Origin of the sequence: Actinokineospora auranticolor (assembly GCF_041897805.1) — a bacterium.
Classification (GTDB): domain Bacteria; phylum Actinomycetota; class Actinomycetes; order Mycobacteriales; family Pseudonocardiaceae; genus Actinokineospora; species Actinokineospora auranticolor.
Genome location: NZ_CP154825.1, coordinates 5,171,656 through 5,189,368, shown reverse-complemented (window position 1 = coordinate 5,189,368; position 17,713 = coordinate 5,171,656). Strand labels below are relative to the sequence as shown.

Genomic DNA, 17,713 nt, shown 5'->3' with positions numbered 1-17,713 from the left:
AGTCCAATCAGGCGCGAAGTGGATCGGTTTCGCGGTGACGGTGCCCTGTACGGTCGAGATCATGGACCGCCTTGCCGACGCGAACAGCCTCGTGGAGCTGCTCGGGGACTGGACGACCGCGGGGGGTCCGCTCTACCGCAAGCTGGCCGGGGCCGTGGCCAGGAGCATCGAGGTGGGCGACCTGCCCGCGGGGGAGCGGTTGCCCAGCGAGCGCGACCTGGCCAAGCTGCTCACCGTCAGCCGGGCCACCGTGGTGGCCGCCTACGACGAGCTGCGCGGCAAGGGCCTGGTCGACAGCGTGCGCGGCAGCGGGACGCGGGTCAGCGCCCGCCCCCGGCTCAACGGCACCGGCGCGGACGGCCGGGTCCCCGGCGGCCGGGCCACCTCGATCTTCCAGCGGCTGGTCGACGGACCGGGGTCGATCATCTCCCTGGCGCTGGCCGTGGAGCCCGCGGCACCGGAACTGCTGGCCGCGTACCGGGACCTCGCCGACGGGGAGCTGGCCGACCTGATGGCCGACGTCGGCTACCACCCGCGCGGCTACCCGCCGCTGCGGCACGCGGTGTCCGAGCACTACACGGCGGCGGGGTTACCCACCGACCCGGACCAGGTGCTGGTGACCACGGGCGCGCAGCAGGTGATCGGCCTGGTCGCGCAGATGTACCTGCGGCCCGGCTGCACGGTGGTCGTCGAGTCGCCGAGTTGGCCCGGCTGCCTGGACGTCTTCCGCGCGGCGGGGGCCCGGCTCGTGGGGGTGCCGCTGGACGACGAGGGCGTGCGCCCCGACCGGCTGGCGACGGTGTTCGCCGAGGAGCGTCCGGTCCTCACGTACCTGATGCCGACGTTCCACAACCCCACCGGCACCCTGATGTCCGCGAGCAGACGCAGGCGCGTCGCGGAACTCGCGGCCCGCTTCAACGTGCCCGTCCTGGAAGACAACGCGTACAGCGGTTTCCACGGCGGCGACGCACCGGCCCCACCCATCGGCGCCTACGCCCGCGGCAACGCCGAGATCCTGACCGTGGGCTCGATGGCCAAGGGCGTCTGGGGCGGGCTGCGGATCGGCTGGGTGCGCGGTCCCGCGGCGATCGTCGACCGGTTGGCGCGGTACAAGGTCCGCGCGGACCTGGGCAGCCCGGTCCTGGACCAGGCCCTGTCCGCCCGCCTGCTACCCCGCCTCAACGAGATCGCGGCCGCCCGGGGGGAAGTGCTGCGGGCCAGGTTGGAACACCTGCAGGCGCTGCTCGCGGAAAACCTGCCCCAGTGGCGCTGGCGCAGCCCGGACGGCGGCTCGGCGCTGTGGGTGGCGCTGCCGGGGACGAGCGCGCAGATCTTCGCCCAGGTGGCGCTGCGGCACGGGGTGGAGGTGGTGCCGGGCTCGGCCACCGACCCGAGCGGCGCCCACGACGACCACATCCGGCTGCCGTTCACCTTCCGCACGGACACGATCACGGAGCTTGTCCGGCGGCTGGCCAGGGCGTGGGCCGACCTGCAGCGGCACGGACCCGTCACGGACACGAACAAGCCGGTGATCTAGCGCGGTTCCGGGCTGGGTCGGGGCGGTCCGAGCGGACCACCCCGACCACCCGGCTCAGCGGCCCTGTAGCGATTTCACGTTGCGGCCGAAGGAGAAACTCCGCGAGCCGTCCCAGTTGAACGACCAGGTCATCAGGCCCTTGAGCTGGCCGCCGACGCTCTTCCACGCCTGCGACACCAGCGACGGCGACATGTAGCCGCCACCCGCGCCCGGTTGGGCGGGGAGGCCCGGGACCTGCTTGTCGTACGGCACGCGGATCGTGGTGCCCTGGATGACGAGGCCCTTGTTCAGGCAGTCGGTCTGCACCTTGAAGCCCTGCACCGTCGCGGCCTGGTACGAGTCACCGGAGCAGCCGTACATGCTTCCGTTGTAGTACTGCATGTTGAGCCACCAGAGCCTGCCGTTGTCGGCGTACTTCTTGATGATCGGCAGGTACGCGCCCCAGATGGAGCCGTAGGTGACGCTGCCGCCGGTCACGTAAGCGGTTTCTGGGGCCATGGTGAGGCCGAAGTTGGCGGGCATCTGGGAGAGCACGCCGTCGATGATCCGGATCAGGTTCGACTGGGACGCCGACAGCTGCGTGATCTTCCCGCTGCCGGTCAGGCCGGTCTCGATATCGATGTCGATGCCGTCGAAGTTGTACTTCTTCAGGATCGGCACGACCGTCGCCACGAACTTGTCCGCGACCGCGGTCGAGTTCAGGTCGATGCCCGCCGCCGCGCCGCCGATCGACATCAGGATGGTGGCGCCCTGGTCCTTCGCCGCGCACATCTGCTCCGGTGTGGACACCTTGACCGTGGCGTCCATGCCGTCCTCCCACAGCACGGTGCCGTCACCGCGGATGACCGGGAACGCGGCGTTGATGACGTTGTAGCCGTTCTGGGCGACGCGGGAGTCGTTGATCGGCACCCAGCCGAACGGCGGGTGCACGCCGTTCGCGGCGCCGTCCCAGTTCTCCCAGTAGCCCTGCAGCACCTTGCCCGCCGGCTTCGACTTCACCGCGCACACGTCACCCGCCGACCCGGGCGCCGCGTCGGCCGCGTGGACCGAGAGGCCGACGGCGGCGAGTGCCAGACAGGTGACGAGCGCACGTTTTCCCCGACGTGACATGTCCACTCCTGTACCCTGTGTGATCGAATGGTTACTCAATTCGAGCACTGGGCGCGGATGAAGTCCACCAAGCGTGTTTGCCATATCGACGATCGAGTATCTTCGCCGACCGGTGGACCCGCGATGGCGGCGCCGTCACCCGTTTGGCAAGATCCAGGGGTGCCGAACCCGACCCCGCGTCCCGTCCCGCACTCGTCCGAGGAGCAGCAGCAGGTCCCCGGCAGGCCCACCGTCCCCACCCCGAGGCCGCCGCTGGCCGGTCGCACCGCCGACCAGCCCACCGCCGAGGCCGCGCCGCAGGCGCCGCTGTCCGGTGCCCAGCTCTTCGCGCCGCACGTTCCCGTGGAGGCCGCCGAGCAGGCCCCGCGCCCGTCCCGGCCGACCGCGCCCGCGGGCGTGCCGAACGAGACGGTGCAGCTGTCCCGCCAAGACGCCCTCGCGGCGGGTGAGCAGCCGGGCACCCGCTCCGGCCCGCACCGCGCCCAAGCGCGCTCGACGGAGGCCGGGGAGCGCGCCGACCAGCCGTCGGCGCCGCGACTCGAGTCACACCCCGACCCGCGGGCGCGTTCCGGCGCACACCCGGCGCAGCCGCCCGCCCCCCAGCCGGGCCCACGTCCCGAGCCGCAGGCCGGGCCCCGCCCCGAGACGCGGGGCCCCGGTGTCGAGTCGCGCTCCGGCGCGTACTCGGCGCAGCCGGGCCCGCACCCCGAGTCGCGTTCCGCTCAGCCGGTGTCCCAGGCCGGGTCGCGTCCGGACGCGCAGGGCCTCGACAGCGGTGCGCGTTCGGGTGCGCACCCGGTGCGGTCGTTCGATCCGCAGTCGAGCCCCCGTGCCGAGTCGCGTTCCGCTCAGGCGGGGGTGCCGGGGCTCGGTGTCGAGTCGCGCTCCGGCGCGCACCCGGTGCAGCCGCCCGCCCCCCAGCCGGGTCCGCGCTCCGCGCAGCCCGCGTCGTGGTCGGACTCGCGGCCGGAGGCGCAGGAGCCCGACTGGGGTTCGCGGGCGGGTGCGCCGCTCGAGTCGCACACCGGGCAGCCCTCAACGCCCCGGCCCGGGTCGCGCTCCGGCGCGCACTCGGTCCAGCAGCCCGAGCCGTACCCCGGTCAGCCGGTGCCGCAGGGACCTGATGCCGGTTCGCGTGCGGGCGCGCCCGCCCCGCGGCCGAATCCTCGGCCCGAGCCGTCACCCCGACCGCAGGCGCCCCAGCCGGGGCCGTGGTCGGACTCCCACCAGGGCGGCCACCCCGGGCAGCCCTTCGCGCCGCAGCCGGGGCCGCGTCCCGAGGCCCACCCGGTCGACCGGCCAGGTCAGCCGGGGGCCCGCTCCGGTTCGCCCGCCGCGCAGCCGCCCGCCCCGCACCCGGCGCCCGGTCAGCCGGTTCCGCCCGGTGCCCGCTCCGGTCCGCGCGCGGTCCAGCCGCGGCCGGTGGCGCCCGCCGATCCGACCGTGCGGTTCAGCCCCGTGCGGGCCGAGCCGGGGACGGTGCCCGACCTCGGCGCCACCCCGCCCACCGACACCCCGACCGTCGCCGACACCGCCCCGGTCGACGCCGAGGCCGGGACCGTGCCCGAGTTGGACGCGGTGCCCGAGGACGACGCCCGGCCCGCCGCCAGGAAGAAGCCGTTGATCCGGCGGATCGCGCGGCGCATCGTCGGCCCGAGCCTGTTGCAGCGCCGCGAGTGAGGCGGCGCTGCGGAAGGTGACCATGGCGGCGCACGGGCTCCAGTAGGGTCGGCTGATCAAGTCGATGGGGGAGTCCGTTGCGCAAGTTCCTGCCGTTGTTGCTGATCCTGACCGCGTGCACCGTCCCGCCCGACCCGCCGCCCGTGCCGCCGTCGCCGGAGATCCAGGTACTGCCCCAACCCGCCCCGACGGAGGCCCGCCGTCCGGTCGACGCGACCCACCTCACCGCGGCCGCCGTGTTCGGCGACCTCGAGTCCGTCGACCTGTGCCAGTTCCTCAAACCCCGTGACATCGCGGATTTCGGCGCCGCCGTCCCCGACGACCCGGCCGCCTTCGACGTCTGCGCCATGACCTTCATCCGCGACGTCGACCGCGTGCTGGTCCGAGTGCGGGTGGGTCCCTTCCAGCGCGACGGGCGGCCCGCGCTCCGCTCGCAGGCCCTCGCAGGCGGTGTCCGCAAGGACGTGGTCGGCGAGGACGACGAGCAGTGCCTGGCGGAGCTCGTGTTCCCCGACGGCCCGGTCCTGCAGGTCGCGGCCGGAGCGGACCGCAACTCGTTCGGGGGCAGCCGGGGCGTGACCGCCTCGAAGTGCCCGCTGGTGGACACCGCCATCGACGCCATGGCCCGCCGGTTCCCGCTCGGCCTGCCCTCCGCGCGGACCTTCGGCCCCGGGTCCTGGCACCGCGCGCACGCCTGCGACCTGCTCCGACCGGACCTGGTCGCGCGAATCCCCGGCCTGGCGGGCAAGCAGCCGGAGCAGAGCGCCGCGGGGCACGCCTGCGTGGTGCGGGGCGACGGAGTGGAGGCGCGCTTCCGGTTTGCCGCGGGCTACCCCCTCCTGCCGACCGGGAACCTCGCGGTCACCATCGCGGGCCGCGAGTCGGTGACCGACGACCTGCCGCGACCATCCCGGGACCGCACCTCGTGGTGCCAGGTGAGCACGGCGCACATCCCGCACGAGATCCCGGACCTGCCCGGCACCAGCGAGTACGCCGCCGTCGAGGTCCAAGTGGCCGCGGACCGCCGCGACACCGCCTGCGCCGAGAGCCGCGCCCTCGCCGAGGGCGTGTGGCCGGGGTTGCCCGGCTAGCGCCTCCGGCCGTCGGCCATCACCAGGGGAAGTCGTTTTCGCGCGGTCGCCGCACTGGTTCTGTTGACGCGGCACCGGTTCGCTGTGCTCGATCGCCGACGCCGTGGCGACCGCCGTGATCGGCCCGCGGTCCCGGCGTCACGGTGACGGCCAGTCCACCGCCAGCAGGATGGTCTCGTCGGCGCGCAGGAGGCCGTTGGTCCGGTATTCGACCAGGGTGAGCGCGCCCGCCAGGTGGACGAGTTGGTGGGCCTCCTCCCGCGCGTGCGCCCGCCGGGCCACGGTCGACAGGGCCAGGCAGCACAGCCGGGCCCGCGATGCCTCCTCGGCGGTCAGCGCTTGGTGGTCGGCGCGCAGGGCGGGCAGCAGGTCGCGCAGGTAAGCCGTCGCCTGGTGGCTCCACCGGTCTGAGGGGTCGAGCACCCGACCGGCCAGCCGCTCGACCAGGACCTCCGCGTAGTCGTGCGCCAGTTCCGGTGGGGCGCGCCACCCGGACCACTCGTCGAACGCCGAGTCGCGGCGCAGCCCGGCGAGGAACGCGCCGAGCGCGCCGGGGCCCGGCGGCAGGTCCGACAGCGCCAGGGTGAACGCGGTGCCCAGGTACGTCTCACTGTCCATTGTGGAGTCCATGCGCTCGCCGGGCGCCGGGGTGAGCAGCAGGCCGTGCACGCGCTCCGCGGCGGGGTAGGCGGCGGCGTACACGGCCGACAGCGCGTCGCGCAGCGCCCGCACGGCGCCGGGCCACTGCGCGGAATCGCCGCGCGCCATGCCCTCCGCCACGCCGATGGCGAGGGCCAGCCGGTCGCGGCGCTGCCAGGGCGCGTCCGGGTCGCGGAACCCGGCCGCCACGCGCAGGGACCGCAACAGCGACACCACGAGCACCCGCGCCTCCTGCCGGTGCCGCGACCCCACCAGCGCGTCGAGCGCTTCGGTGTCGGCGCGCGCGGACAGCAGGCACAGCAGGTACAGCGACGGCGCGTCGAGGTCGTCGGCGAGCGCGTCGACGAGGTCGTCCTCGGTGACCACGTGGGTCGAGCCCGCCGCCGTCCACACGGCGGGCGCCGGTCCGGCCGCCGAGACCCAGGCGGCCACGTCCGCGAGCCCGTCCGCCCCCGCCAGCTCGTCCCCGGTGGGCAGCCGGAACGCGTTGTCGACGTCGAGCAGGGCGTTGAGCCAGCGGCAGAACTCCCGCGCCCGGTTGCCGGGCACACCCTCGCACCACCGCCGTGAGCCGGGCGCGACCGGTTCGGCGCCCGCCGGGTGGCCGCCCGCGACGTCGTGCTCGAACAGCCGGTACAGCGACGCGGGCACCGGGGTGGTCGCGACCCTGGTGCCGCGCTGCGGGTAGGCCCACTCGGCGAGGTGGCGGTTGGCGAGGATGGTCGCGATCACCCGCCGCTGGGCGGGGGTGGAGTGGTCCAGGTAGCGGGCGTCGAGCATCTCGGTGAGCTGCTCGCGCAGCTCGGGGGCGAGTGAAGCCTGCTGCTCCAAGCACTTGAAGGCCAGTGACAGCGCGTTGACGGACCCGTGCCTGAGGCAGGCGGCCACGATCGCGTCGGCGCTCGCGGTCGCCGTGTAGAGCAGCGTGGTCTCCTCCCACCACACGTCGTCGACGGTGTCGGTGAGCAGGTCGCCTTCGCGCTCCTCGCGGATGTAGGTGGCGGCCAGGTACTCCTGGAAGGTCAGGTGCGCGAAGGCGAACCGGCCCTCCTCCCGTTCCACCAGCAGCCCGTTGGAGCTCACGTCGGCGAGCACGTCCTGGGCGGTCAGTGTCGTGGGCAGCCTGCGCAGCTGCGGGGCGAACAGGTCGAGCACGACGTCGCGGCCGACCTCCCGGACCCCGTCGGACATCATCCGGAACGCCAGCGCCCGCAGCATTTCCTCCATCTTGTCGCCGGGCAGCTCCACTGCCAGCCGTTTGGCCTCCATCCGCCGCCACAGCATCACTTCGCAGATCTCGCGGTACAGCGCCGCGCGGCTGCCCGGGAGCGCGCTGCGGAACCGGTGCACGTTCGCGATCATCGTCAGCATCAGCGGGTTCGCGGTGAAGTCCACGAGGCCCGGTGCCTCGGTGAGCTTGGCCAGCAGGTCGTCGCTGCCCTCCTGGGCGCGGCGCCGCACCTCGGCGTCGGACTTGCCGGTGCTGAGCTTCTCCACCGCCAGGTACCAGCCGCGCACGAACCGGTCGACCTGGGCACGGGTGAACTGGCGGGTTTCCAGCACCGTCGCACCCGCGACCGGTGCCTCGTTGAAGCCACCGGGGCGGGAGGTGATCACGAAGTCGTTGCCGGGGTAGTGCGCGGTCTGCCGCTCCACCCAGTCCGAGACGCGCTGCCGCCGCTCACGACCCGAGATCTCGTCGAGGCCGTCGAGCAGCACCACGCAGTGGCCCGCGTTGAGCTGCCTGCCGAACCACCCGACCGGCTCGGCCGCGGCCAGCGCGCCGAGTGTGGCGCGCACGAGGTCGGGCAGCATCGTCGCGTGGTCGCCGACGATCCGGTCGACGTGGTCGCGCAGGTAGAGCAGCACGGGGACGGGGCGGCGCCTGCGGTCGGCCGCGGTGATGACCCGTGTGGTGTGCCGCAGCAGGGTCGTCTTGCCGCTGCCCGGTCTGCCGATGACGGCCAGGGTCGACGGGGCGGGCAGGTCGAGGAACTGCGCGAGGCTGTGCCGCGTGCCGGTGGACAACCCGGCCTCGGCCACCACCCCGGGATCGGCCTGGTGCGGCACTTGGTGGCTGATGCTGACGTCGACGTAGACGTCGTCGAGTTCGGGGGTGGCGAAGCCGACGGTCCGCAGGCCCTTCAGGTCGACGTAGCGCACGGCGTTGGCCACGTGCTCGCGGTACTGCTGCGGGAACCGGGTGAGCCGCCCGGTGAACGGCCGGTCCAAGCGGTTGCTGGGCCGCCTGCCGCGGGCGCGCCGGAGGTGCCTGCCGAGCAACGCGCCGCCGGTCAGCGCCACGGCTCCGGCGGCGGCCGCGAGCGGGTGCCACAGCGACACCGCGGCGGCGAGGACCGCCGCCCCACCGGCGATCGCGACTGTCGGCACCGGTGTCCCGCTGTCTGTTCCGCGTCCCACGCTGATCATGGTCGTCCGAACGGCCGCGGGTGATACACCGACCGCGCGGCGTGGTCGTCCTCCACGGTTGGCGGCGGTACGCGGTTGGTGGCATTCCGTCACCACGCCATACGGATGGCTGCTCGTTGAACATTGCCCGAACAGGTCTATCGGGCGGTGGTTCGGCGATCTAGTTTCAGCCGGCAATCAGTCTCGGGCGAAGGGAAATCCGACGTGCGCTCACGTCTGCTCGGCGGGGTGGTGGCCACCGCGCTGGTGGCGGCCACGGTCGTCGTGGTCGGTGGCCAGACGGCCGCCGCGGCCGGGTTCGGGCCCGGCAACATCGTGGTGGCCAGGGTGGGTACCGGTGACGCCGCGCTCAGCAGCGCGGCGACGGCGGTGTTCCTCGACGAGTACACGCCCGCGGGCGACCTGGTGCAGTCGGTGGCGCTGCCCGCCACCGCGCCCGCCGCGGGCAAGCGGTTGACGCTCAGCGGGTCCGCGACCTCCGAGGGCGCGCTCACCCGCTCCGCCGACGGCCGCTACCTGACCCTCGCGGGCTACGACGCCGACGCGGGCACCGCCGGTGTCGCGGGCACGACCTCCGCGGCGGTCGGCCGCGTCGTGGGCCGGGTCGACGGCGCCGGCGCGGTCGACACCAGCACCGCGATCACCGACACCTTCAGCGCCAACAACGTGCGCGGCGCGGCCACCGACGACGGCAGCCGCTTCTGGGTCGTCGGCGCCAACGGCGGCGTCCGGCTCGCCGCGCTCGGCTCGACCGGCGCGTCCACCCAGATCAACTCCGCCGCGCCGACCAACCTGCGCACCGCGGTCATCGCGGGCGGGCAGCTCTACGTCGGTTCCGGCAGCGGCACCACCGGCGTCTACACCGTCGGCGCGGGCCTGCCCACGACCGGCGGCCAGACCCCGGCGCTGACCGCCGCCGCCCCCAGCCCGTACGGCATCGCCGCGCTCGACCGCGACCCCGCGGTCCCCGGCGTCGACACCCTCTACGTGGCCGACGACTCCGCGTCCGGCGGCATCCTCAAGTTCTCCTCCGACGGCACCACTTGGACCGCGCGCGGCGCGTTCCGCCCGGCGGGCAACGCCGTCCGGGGCATCACCGGCCAGGTCACCGCCACCGGCGCGACCCTGTTCGCCACCACGACCAACAACCTGCTGGTCAAGGTCGACGACACCGCCGCCCCGGCCGCCCCCATCGCGGCCACCTCGGCCACGCTGCGCACCGCCGCCGCGAACACCGTGCTGCGCGGTGTCGCGCTCGCGCCGACCGGATCGACCACCCCGGCGCCGTCGATCACCGCGCAGCCGCAGGACACCGCTGTCGCGTCCGGCGCGTCGGCCACGCTGAGCGTCACCGCGACCGGCGCCGCCGGCTACCAGTGGTACGCGGGCAACGCGGGCGACACCACCAACCCGGTCGCGGGCGCGACCGGCGCCGAGTTCACCACTGCGGCGCTCACCGCCCCCACCACCTACTGGGTGCGGGTCAGCGGCCCCGGCGGCCAGGTCGACAGCCGGACCGTCACCGTGACGATCTCCGGCGGCACCAACACCGCGCCGACCATCACCGCCGCCCCCGAGATCGCCCTCACCGTGGGCGACCCGGACACCCCGCCCGCCGTGCGCACGGTGACCGTCGGCGACGCCGAGACCCCCGCGTCCGGCCTGACCGTGACCGTCACCAGCAGCGACCCGGCCGTCGCGACCGGCGGCAGCACCGGCACCGGTGACGTCCGCACCCTCACGTTCACCCCGGCCGCCGTCGGCCGCGCGACGCTGACCGTCACCGTCTCCGACGGCACCCTGTCGGCGTCCACCGCGGTCCCCGTGGCCGTCTCCGCCGCGCTCCCCGCCGGGCAGCGCAGCTTCTACGGTGCCAGCGACGCCAGCACCGCCATCGACCTCGGCGGCGCGGTCGTCGTGGCCGACGACGAGACCAACGTGCTGCGCGTCTACGACCGCGAGCACTCCCGCTACCCCGCGCAGTCCCTCGACGTGCGCGCCGCCGGTCTCGCCCTGCGCGACACCGACGTGACCCGCGAGATCGACATCGAGGGTGCCGCGCGCACCGGCGACACGATCTTCTGGGTCGGGTCGCAGGGCCAGAACTCCTCGGCCAAGACCCGCCTCAACCGCCAGGAGCTGTTCACCACCACGGTGACCGGCACCGGCACCGGCGCGAGCCTCGCGCTCGGCGGCAGCTACCAGCACCTGCGTGACGACCTCATCGCCTGGGACAACGCGAACGGCGCCGCCCTCGGCATCGCCGCCGCGGCGGCCCGCGCCCCCGAGGGCGACGGCGCGGGCGGCCCGACCGGCGTCAACCTCGAGGGCGCCGAGTTCGCCCCCGACGGCACCACCCTGCTGCTCGCCTTCCGCGGCCCGCTGACCGCCGACGGCAAGGCCATCGTCGTCCCGGTCACCAACGCCGCCGCGCTGGTCGCGGGCAACCCGACCACCGGCGTCTCCGCGAGCTTCGGCACCGCGCTGCGCTGGGACCTCGGCGGCAAGGGCATCCGGGAGATCCGGAAGAACGCCGCGAACCAGTACCTGATCATCGCCGGCCCGTCCGACGCGGGCACCGGCGCGGCGGGGGAGTACAAGTTCTTCTCCTGGGACGGCGACGCGGGCCACCAGCCGCTGCCGCGCGCGGGCTCGCTCGACGCGTTCACCGCGGTCGGCAAGCCCGAGGCCATCGCGGACGTGCCGAACCCGCTGACCGACGCGTCCAGCGTCCAGGTCCTCACCGACGACGGCGACACCGTCTTCTACGGTGACGGCACCATCGCCAAGGAGCTGCCGCTGTGGCAGCGCAAGGCCGTCGGCGCCACCGTCGCGGTCGGCGCGGCACCCGCGTGCACCTCGCCGGTCGTCACGATCGGCTCCGTGCAGGGCACCACCGACACCAGCCCGCGCAACGGCCAGACCGTGACCGTGCGCGGCACCGTGGTCGGCGACTACGAAGGCGCCCAGCCCGCGCTGCGCGGCTTCTACCTCCAAGACGCCGGTGACGGCGACGCCAACACCTCCGACGGCGTCTTCGTCTTCGACAACGGCGCCGACCTGGTCGCCAACGGCGATGTCGTCCAGGTGACCGGCGCGGTGTCGGAGTTCCAAGGCCAGACGCAGATCACCGCGTCCGGCGCGGCCGTGCAGCGCTGCGGCACCCGGGCCGCGGTCACCCCGACCGCGATCACCCTGCCGCAGGCGAGCGCCACCGACCTGGAGCGCGTCGAGGGCATGCTGGTCAAGGTCGACCAGACCCTGACCGTCACCGAGCACTTCCAGCTCGGCCGCTTCGGCCAGGTCGTGGTGTCCTCCGGCGGTCGGCTCCAGCAGCCCACCTCGGTCATCCGCGCTACCGACCAGGCCGCGGTGCAGGCGAAGCAGGCGGCGAACAACCTCAACCGCCTGATCATCGACGACGCCACCAACGGCCAGAACCCGGACCCGATCGTCTTCGGTCGCGGCGGCCGGCCGCTGTCCGCGGCGAACACGCTGCGCGGCGGCGACACCGTCACCGCCCCGGTCGGCGTGCTCACCTACACCTGGGCGGGCAACGCGGCCAGCGGCAACGCCTACCGCCTCCGCCCGACCGGCGCGCTCGGCGGCGCCGCGGTGTTCGACGCGGTCAACCAGCGCCCGACCACTCGACCGGACACCGGCAACGCGACCGTCCACGTGGCGGGCGCGAACCTGCTGAACTTCTTCAACACCTTCACCGGCTGCAAGTTCGGCACCCAGGGCGGCCCCGCCGACTGCCGCGGCGCGGGCGACAACACCGAGTACCAGCGCCAGCTGGCCAAGGAGGTCGCCGCGATCCGGTCCCTGAACGCCGACGTGACCGGCGTGATGGAGCTGGAGAACGACGGCTACGGCCCGGGCAGCGCCATCCAGGCGCTGGTCGACGCGCTCAACGCCGCCGACGGCCCCGGCGCCTGGTCCTTCGTGGACGCCGACGCCGCGACCGGCGTGGTCGACGTGGCAGGCACCGACGCGATCAAGGCCGCGATCCTGTACCGCACGGCCGCGGTCACCCCGGTGCCGGGCGCGACCTTCGTGGACCAGGACCCGCTGTTCGAGCGGCGCCCGGTGGCGCAGACCTTCCGCACCGCCGACGGCGCCCGGTTCACCGCGGTGGCCAACCACTTCAAGTCCAAGGGCTCCTGCCCGACCACCGGCCCGGACGCCGACCAGGGCGACGGGCAGAGCTGCTGGAACCCCCGCCGCACCGCGCAGGCGACCGAGCTGGCGCGCTGGCTGGGCGCGACCGTGGTGCCCGCCGCGGGCGACGAGGACGTGCTGATCGTCGGCGACCTCAACTCCTACGCCGGTGAGGACCCGATCGCGGTGTTGGAGGCGGCGGGTTACGTCAACCTGCCCAAGTCCTACGGCGGCGTCGACACCTACTCGTACGTCTTCGACGGCCAGTGGGGCTACCTCGACTACGCGCTCGCGTCGCGGTCGCTGGTCCCGCAGGTCACCGGGGCGGGCGAGGCGCACACCAACGCGGACGAGCCGTCGGTGCTGGACTACAACACCGACTTCAAGACCGCGGGCCAGATCGCCTCGCTGTACGCGCCGGACCGCTTCCGCACCAGCGACCACGACCCGGTCCTGGTCGGACTGCGCCCGGGCGTCCCGGCCGCGATCAGCGGCACGCCGCCGACCGGGACCGTCGGCGCGCCGTACTCGCACACCTTCACGCTCAGCGCCCCGGCTGTCGTGACCGTGGCCTCGGGCACGCTGCCCGCGGGCCTGTTCCTCAGCGAGGACGGCGTGCTCAGCGGCACGCCGACCGAGGCGGGGGAGCGGACCTTCACCCTGCGCGCCACCAACGCCTACGGCTCGTCCGACGCGGCGTTCACGGTGCGGGTCGAGGCGGGCGTCGCCATCGACGGGACGCTGCCGGACGGCAAGGTCGGCACGCCGTACACCGGCGCGCTGACGGTCACCGGCACCGCGCCGATCACCGTCGGCGCCACGGGGTTGCCCGCGGGCCTGGGCATCGGGTCGGACGGCCGGGTCACCGGCACGCCGGGCGCGGCCGGGACCTTCACGGTGACCGTCACGGCGACCAACGCGGCGTCGCGGGCGAGCAAGACCTTCACGGTGCGGATCGCGCAGGCGGCGAGCGCGGTCGCGGTGACCGGCACCCCGAACCCGTCGATCATCGGCGGCGCGGTGCGCTTCACGGCGGCGGTGACCGGCGCGGGCGGCGTGGTGCCGACCGGCACGGTCCAGTTCACTGTGGACGGCAAGGCGCTCGGCACGCCGGTGGCGCTGGTCAACGGCGCCGCGGTCAGCCCGTCGACCACCTTCACCACCGTGGGCGCGCACCAGGTCCGCGCGGCCTACAGCGGTGACGCGTCGTTCACCGCGAGCACGGTGACCGCGAACCACGTGGTGTACGTGGGCGTCAAGGTGTTGAGCCCGGCCGACGGCGGTCGCGTGCAGGCCGGTGACCTGGTGCCGGTGCGATTCCGGCTGGTCGACGCGAACGGGACCCCGATCCCGCCGCTGGCCTCGGTGCTGGTGTTCCTCAGCGGCCGGGTGACCGTGTCCGCCGACGGCGCGCAGACCCTGCGGCCGACCTACCCGGTGTACGACCCGTTCACCGACTCGTTCGTGGTCCTGTGGAACACGGCGAAGCGCCCGACCGGTCAGGTGACGGTCACGGTGTCGGTGTCCTACCCGGACGTGCCGGTGCAGACCGTGCCCGTCAAGGTCACGCTGAACTAGCGGTGTCCGGAGGGGGGCGCGTCCGATACCGGGTGCGCCCCCCTTCCGTACGTTCGGGGGATCGCCGCTTCGCGTTCACCGCCCGGCGCGGCGGATGCGGAACCATGATCACCGTGGACCGACGAGTGGTCTGGCTCGGCCTGGTGGCCGCCCTGGCGGGCTGCGCCCAAGGCACCTCTCCCGCACCGGCGGTGGCACCGCCGGAAACCACCGCCACCCTGTTCCCCACGGCAGCGGCCCCACCACCCGCCGCGCCACCGGAGCCCACCGAGACGACCGGCCGGGCAAAGGGCGGCAAGCCCGCCCCGCGCCCCTGCCGCGCGGCGAACCTCACGGTGTCCCAGGAGAACTGGCGGGCCCGCGAACGCACCTCCGACGGCACCCCGGTGACCGTCGCGATCGACTTCAAGGTCACCAGCACCGCCCCGGACCCCTGCGCGGTGCGCGGCTGGGCGTCGCTGGACCTGCGCACCCCGACCGACAGCGGCGTCCCGGAGTTCCGCATCCCCGGTCCGGACACCCCGGTCACCCTCACCCAGGGCACGGAAACCCACTTCAGCGCGATCTTCCGGCACTGCCTGACCCGCGCCGACCGCGCCGCGCTGACCCTGCCCGACGACCCCACCCCCATTCCGCTCACCGACGGCTGGCTCCCGGCCTGCGCCCAGTCCGACATCGGCCTGACCCCCTTCGGCACGACCGCGTGACCGGGATCGCCGCTCCGTCACGAGTTTTCGACCACCGCCCATAGCGCGGCATTTACCGCCGCTGGTGTTTATCGGTCGCCTAGCGCGATTCCGGTGATCACCGTCTATTGCCGAGCGGGTGTGGTGGGTGGCCGGCCCGTCCTGGTAAGCATGCCGGTGTGATGGGGCGTCGGTGGCTGGGCGGAGTTCTTGTGGCGTGCGCGCTGTGGGTCACCGGGTGCGCCGACGGGGCCACGCCGGGTGCGGGCGCGGGGCCGTCGACCGCCGGTCCGCCGGAGAGCGGGGCGGCGGTGCCGACCCCCAGGTTGCTGCCGCCGACCACCGAGGCATCACCGTCCGGTCGGACCACGGCGCCGGGGAAGGGGCGGCCGGTCCGGGCGTGCTTGGGTGGGGACCTGGCGTTCGAGGAGACGAACTGGCGGGCCACGGAACGCGCGCCCGACAACACGCCGGTGACGGTGGCCGTGGACTACGTCGTCACCAATCGCGGGCACGATTCCTGTGCGGTTCGCGGGTGGGTGTCGTTCACGCTGTTCGATGCCTGCGACGCGACCTGCGCGACCGCCGCGCCCGTCGACAGCCGCACCGACCACCTGCCCGGCCCGGAGACGTCGGTCACCCTCCAGGTCGGTGCCACCGCCGTGTTCAGCGCGATCTTCCGGCACTGCCTGCTCCGCGCCGACCACGCCGAACTCCGCCTGGAAGGCGACCCGACCCCGGTCCAGATCCCGGCGGGCAACCTCCCCGTCTGCCCCGGCGCGGCCATCGGCGTGACCCCGTTCGGCACCACCGCCTGACCCGCTGTACGTCCGTTGTTCAGCGGGGCGTGGCGGGCGGGTGGCCGATTTCGGCGAACATCCCGGTGTGATCGGACGTCGGTTGGTGGTCGGGGCCCTCGCGGTGTGCGTGCTGGGCGTGTCGGGGTGCGCGTACGGCGCGCGAGCGGGCTGGGCGGCGGGACCGCCGCCGATGGACCCGCCGGAGACGAGCCTGTCCGCGATCCAGGCGGCGCGGACCATCACGCCGAAGACGACAACGGCGGTGCCCGCCGCGCCACCGACCAGCACGACAACTACGACCACCACGACCACCGCGGCGCGGGCCACCGAGCCGTCTGCCCGGGCGGGGGCCGACTGCCCGACCGCGGACCTGGGCTTCAGCGCGTGGAAGTGGCGAACCGAACCGTTGGGCCGCGAGGGCGACACCGTGTCGGTGCCGATCGAGTTCGTCGTCACCAACAACAGCCGGAACGCGTGCGCGATCCACGGCTGGATCGCCCTCTCGGTGTTCCGCGAGACCGTCTTCGGCCCCTGCGCCCAAGACGCGGCCCACACCTGCAACGCCTGGGAGGGCCGCGACGCCCCCGTCGTCCTGCGGCCCGGTGCCGCCACCCGGGTCAGCTCGGTGCTGCACCGGTGCGTCCTGGAACTGCGCGAGGTCGACCCGCGCTACCCGTCGGGCCTGTTCCCCGTCTGCACCGACACCGACATCCCCCTGACCGTCGGGTAGCGGTGGTGACGCGGGCGCGCCACCACCGCACCCGCGTCACCAGGTGCTGTTGATCAGTCCCGTGCCCAGGTAGACCTGGTCGAACGAGTTGCCGTCGTTGTCGTCGGTGTACACCAGGGTGATCTGACCCCACGGACTCACCGCGAGCGCGGGCTCGTCCTGCCGACCCGCGATCACCGTGTGCACGCGCAGCCGGGGCAGGCGACCCGTCGTCGTGCCGTCGGCGTTGAGGCCCTGTGCGTGGATGTCGTCGCCGGAGGACCAGTTGACCACCACGTTCCGCTGGTCATCGATGCCGACCTGCGGGTCGTCACCCGGCATGATCGAGTCCACAGGGGACGCAGCGGTTCCGGTGGCGGAGAAGGACCGCGCGCCGATCTGCGTGTCGCTCTCCCACGCCACCGCGTAGTCGCCGTTGAAGTTCGCCGCGATCGACGGGTACCGCTGCTGGCCCGCGGTCGTCACGTTCACCAGCGCCTGGGCCAGCTTCACCCCGCCGGACGGTGTGAAAGCCTTGCGGGCCACGTTGAACGCGCCGTTCGCGTCGCCGTCCTCGTCCCACACCACGATCGCGTTGCCCGCCGCGCCCATCGCCACGTCGGGGCGCTGGTGCGTGCCACCCGCCGCGTTCACCTGCGTCTCGTAGGTCTTCGACGAGATCGACGCGAACCCCGACACCCGCACGGTCGGCGCCGCGGTGCCCTGCTCGTCCTCGAAGGCCACCGCGAAACCGGCGCCGTCCGGGTCGGCCGCGACCGCCGGGTTCAGCTGCTGCCCGTCCGCGCTCGCGTTCGCCGACGCGGAACCGGTGACCGTGCCCGCGGTGTTCAGCGCGCGCACCGCGATGTTGTAGAAACCGTTGGCATCCGGGTCCTCCGCCCACACGACCACCGCGCTGCCGTCCTCGTGCAGCGCGACGTCCGGCTGCGCGTGCCGCCAGTTCCCGGTGCCGCCCGCCGAGAGCTTCTTCTCGTACTGCGAGGCGCCGTTGAGGTAGAGGCGGACCCAGACGTCGCTGTGCACCGGGTCGGCCGGGTTGGTCGCGTCGCGGTCGTCCTCCCAGACCACGGCGGTGTAGCCGGTGCGCGCGGTGGCCACCGCGGCGTTGTCCTGGTCGCCCGTCGAGTCGGAGTTGGCGGTCACCCAGGTGATGTCCGCCGGAGTCGTGCCGTCGGCCGACGCGGGCACGGCGAACGCGGCCACCGCCGCCGCCGAGATCCCGGCCGAGAGTACGAACCTGCGCATACTGC

The 17,713-nt window shown here is 73.9% G+C and carries 10 protein-coding genes; 7 read left to right on the top strand and 3 right to left on the bottom strand.

Going from position 1 to position 17,713, the window contains the following annotated elements; all coding sequences use genetic code 11:
* The first annotated feature begins 61 nt into the window (after nt 1-61).
* Nucleotides 62-1,537 (top strand): PLP-dependent aminotransferase family protein, encoded by a 1,476-nt coding sequence (locus V5P93_RS22505; protein ID WP_104479058.1) that lies wholly within the window; start codon nt 62-64, stop codon nt 1,535-1,537.
* Between the two features lie 54 nt (nt 1,538-1,591).
* Here the strand turns inward: V5P93_RS22505 and V5P93_RS22500 are convergent, their stop codons facing one another.
* A complete protein-coding gene (locus tag V5P93_RS22500) occupies nt 1,592-2,647 on the bottom strand; it encodes a chitinase (protein WP_104478904.1) in 1,056 nt (351 codons plus the stop codon).
* Between the two features lie 159 nt (nt 2,648-2,806).
* Here V5P93_RS22500 and V5P93_RS22495 point away from each other — a divergent pair, with 159 nt between their 5' ends.
* Nucleotides 2,807-4,327 (top strand): hypothetical protein, encoded by a 1,521-nt coding sequence (locus V5P93_RS22495; RefSeq protein ID WP_104478905.1) that lies wholly within the window; start codon nt 2,807-2,809, stop codon nt 4,325-4,327.
* Between the two features lie 77 nt (nt 4,328-4,404).
* The gene (locus V5P93_RS22490; protein WP_104478906.1) at nt 4,405-5,418 is read left to right on the top strand and encodes a hypothetical protein; all 1,014 of its coding nucleotides are present in this window, start codon (nt 4,405-4,407) and stop codon (nt 5,416-5,418) included.
* 138 nt (nt 5,419-5,556) lie between these two features.
* On the opposite strand, the gene V5P93_RS22485 is transcribed toward V5P93_RS22490, so the two are convergent.
* Entirely contained in the window at nt 5,557-8,499 is a 2,943-nt protein-coding gene (locus V5P93_RS22485; protein WP_181043444.1) for an NACHT domain-containing NTPase, read from the bottom strand.
* A gap of 213 nt (nt 8,500-8,712) precedes the next feature.
* On the opposite strand from V5P93_RS22485, the gene V5P93_RS22480 reads away from it, so the two are divergent.
* The 4 genes from V5P93_RS22480 (at nt 8,713) to V5P93_RS22465 (ending at nt 16,463) form a co-directional block, all read left to right on the top strand.
* Nucleotides 8,713-14,247, top strand: coding sequence for an ExeM/NucH family extracellular endonuclease (locus V5P93_RS22480; RefSeq protein WP_104478908.1), 5,535 nt, complete (start codon nt 8,713-8,715; stop codon nt 14,245-14,247).
* Between the two features lie 113 nt (nt 14,248-14,360).
* Nucleotides 14,361-14,954: a hypothetical protein gene (locus V5P93_RS22475; RefSeq protein ID WP_146107996.1), complete on the top strand. Its 594-nt coding sequence runs from the start codon at nt 14,361-14,363 to the stop codon at nt 14,952-14,954.
* A 161-nt stretch (nt 14,955-15,115) separates the two neighbouring features.
* Nucleotides 15,116-15,751, top strand: coding sequence for a hypothetical protein (locus V5P93_RS22470; RefSeq protein WP_181043446.1), 636 nt, complete (start codon nt 15,116-15,118; stop codon nt 15,749-15,751).
* Nucleotides 15,752-15,818: 67 nt separating this feature from the next.
* A complete protein-coding gene (locus V5P93_RS22465) occupies nt 15,819-16,463 on the top strand; it encodes a hypothetical protein (protein ID WP_146107998.1) in 645 nt (214 codons plus the stop codon).
* A gap of 36 nt (nt 16,464-16,499) precedes the next feature.
* Here the strand turns inward: V5P93_RS22465 and V5P93_RS22460 are convergent, their stop codons facing one another.
* Complete coding sequence (locus V5P93_RS22460; protein ID WP_104478912.1) at nt 16,500-17,708, bottom strand: hypothetical protein; 1,209 nt, start codon at nt 17,706-17,708, stop codon at nt 16,500-16,502.
* Nucleotides 17,709-17,713 lie beyond the last annotated feature (5 nt).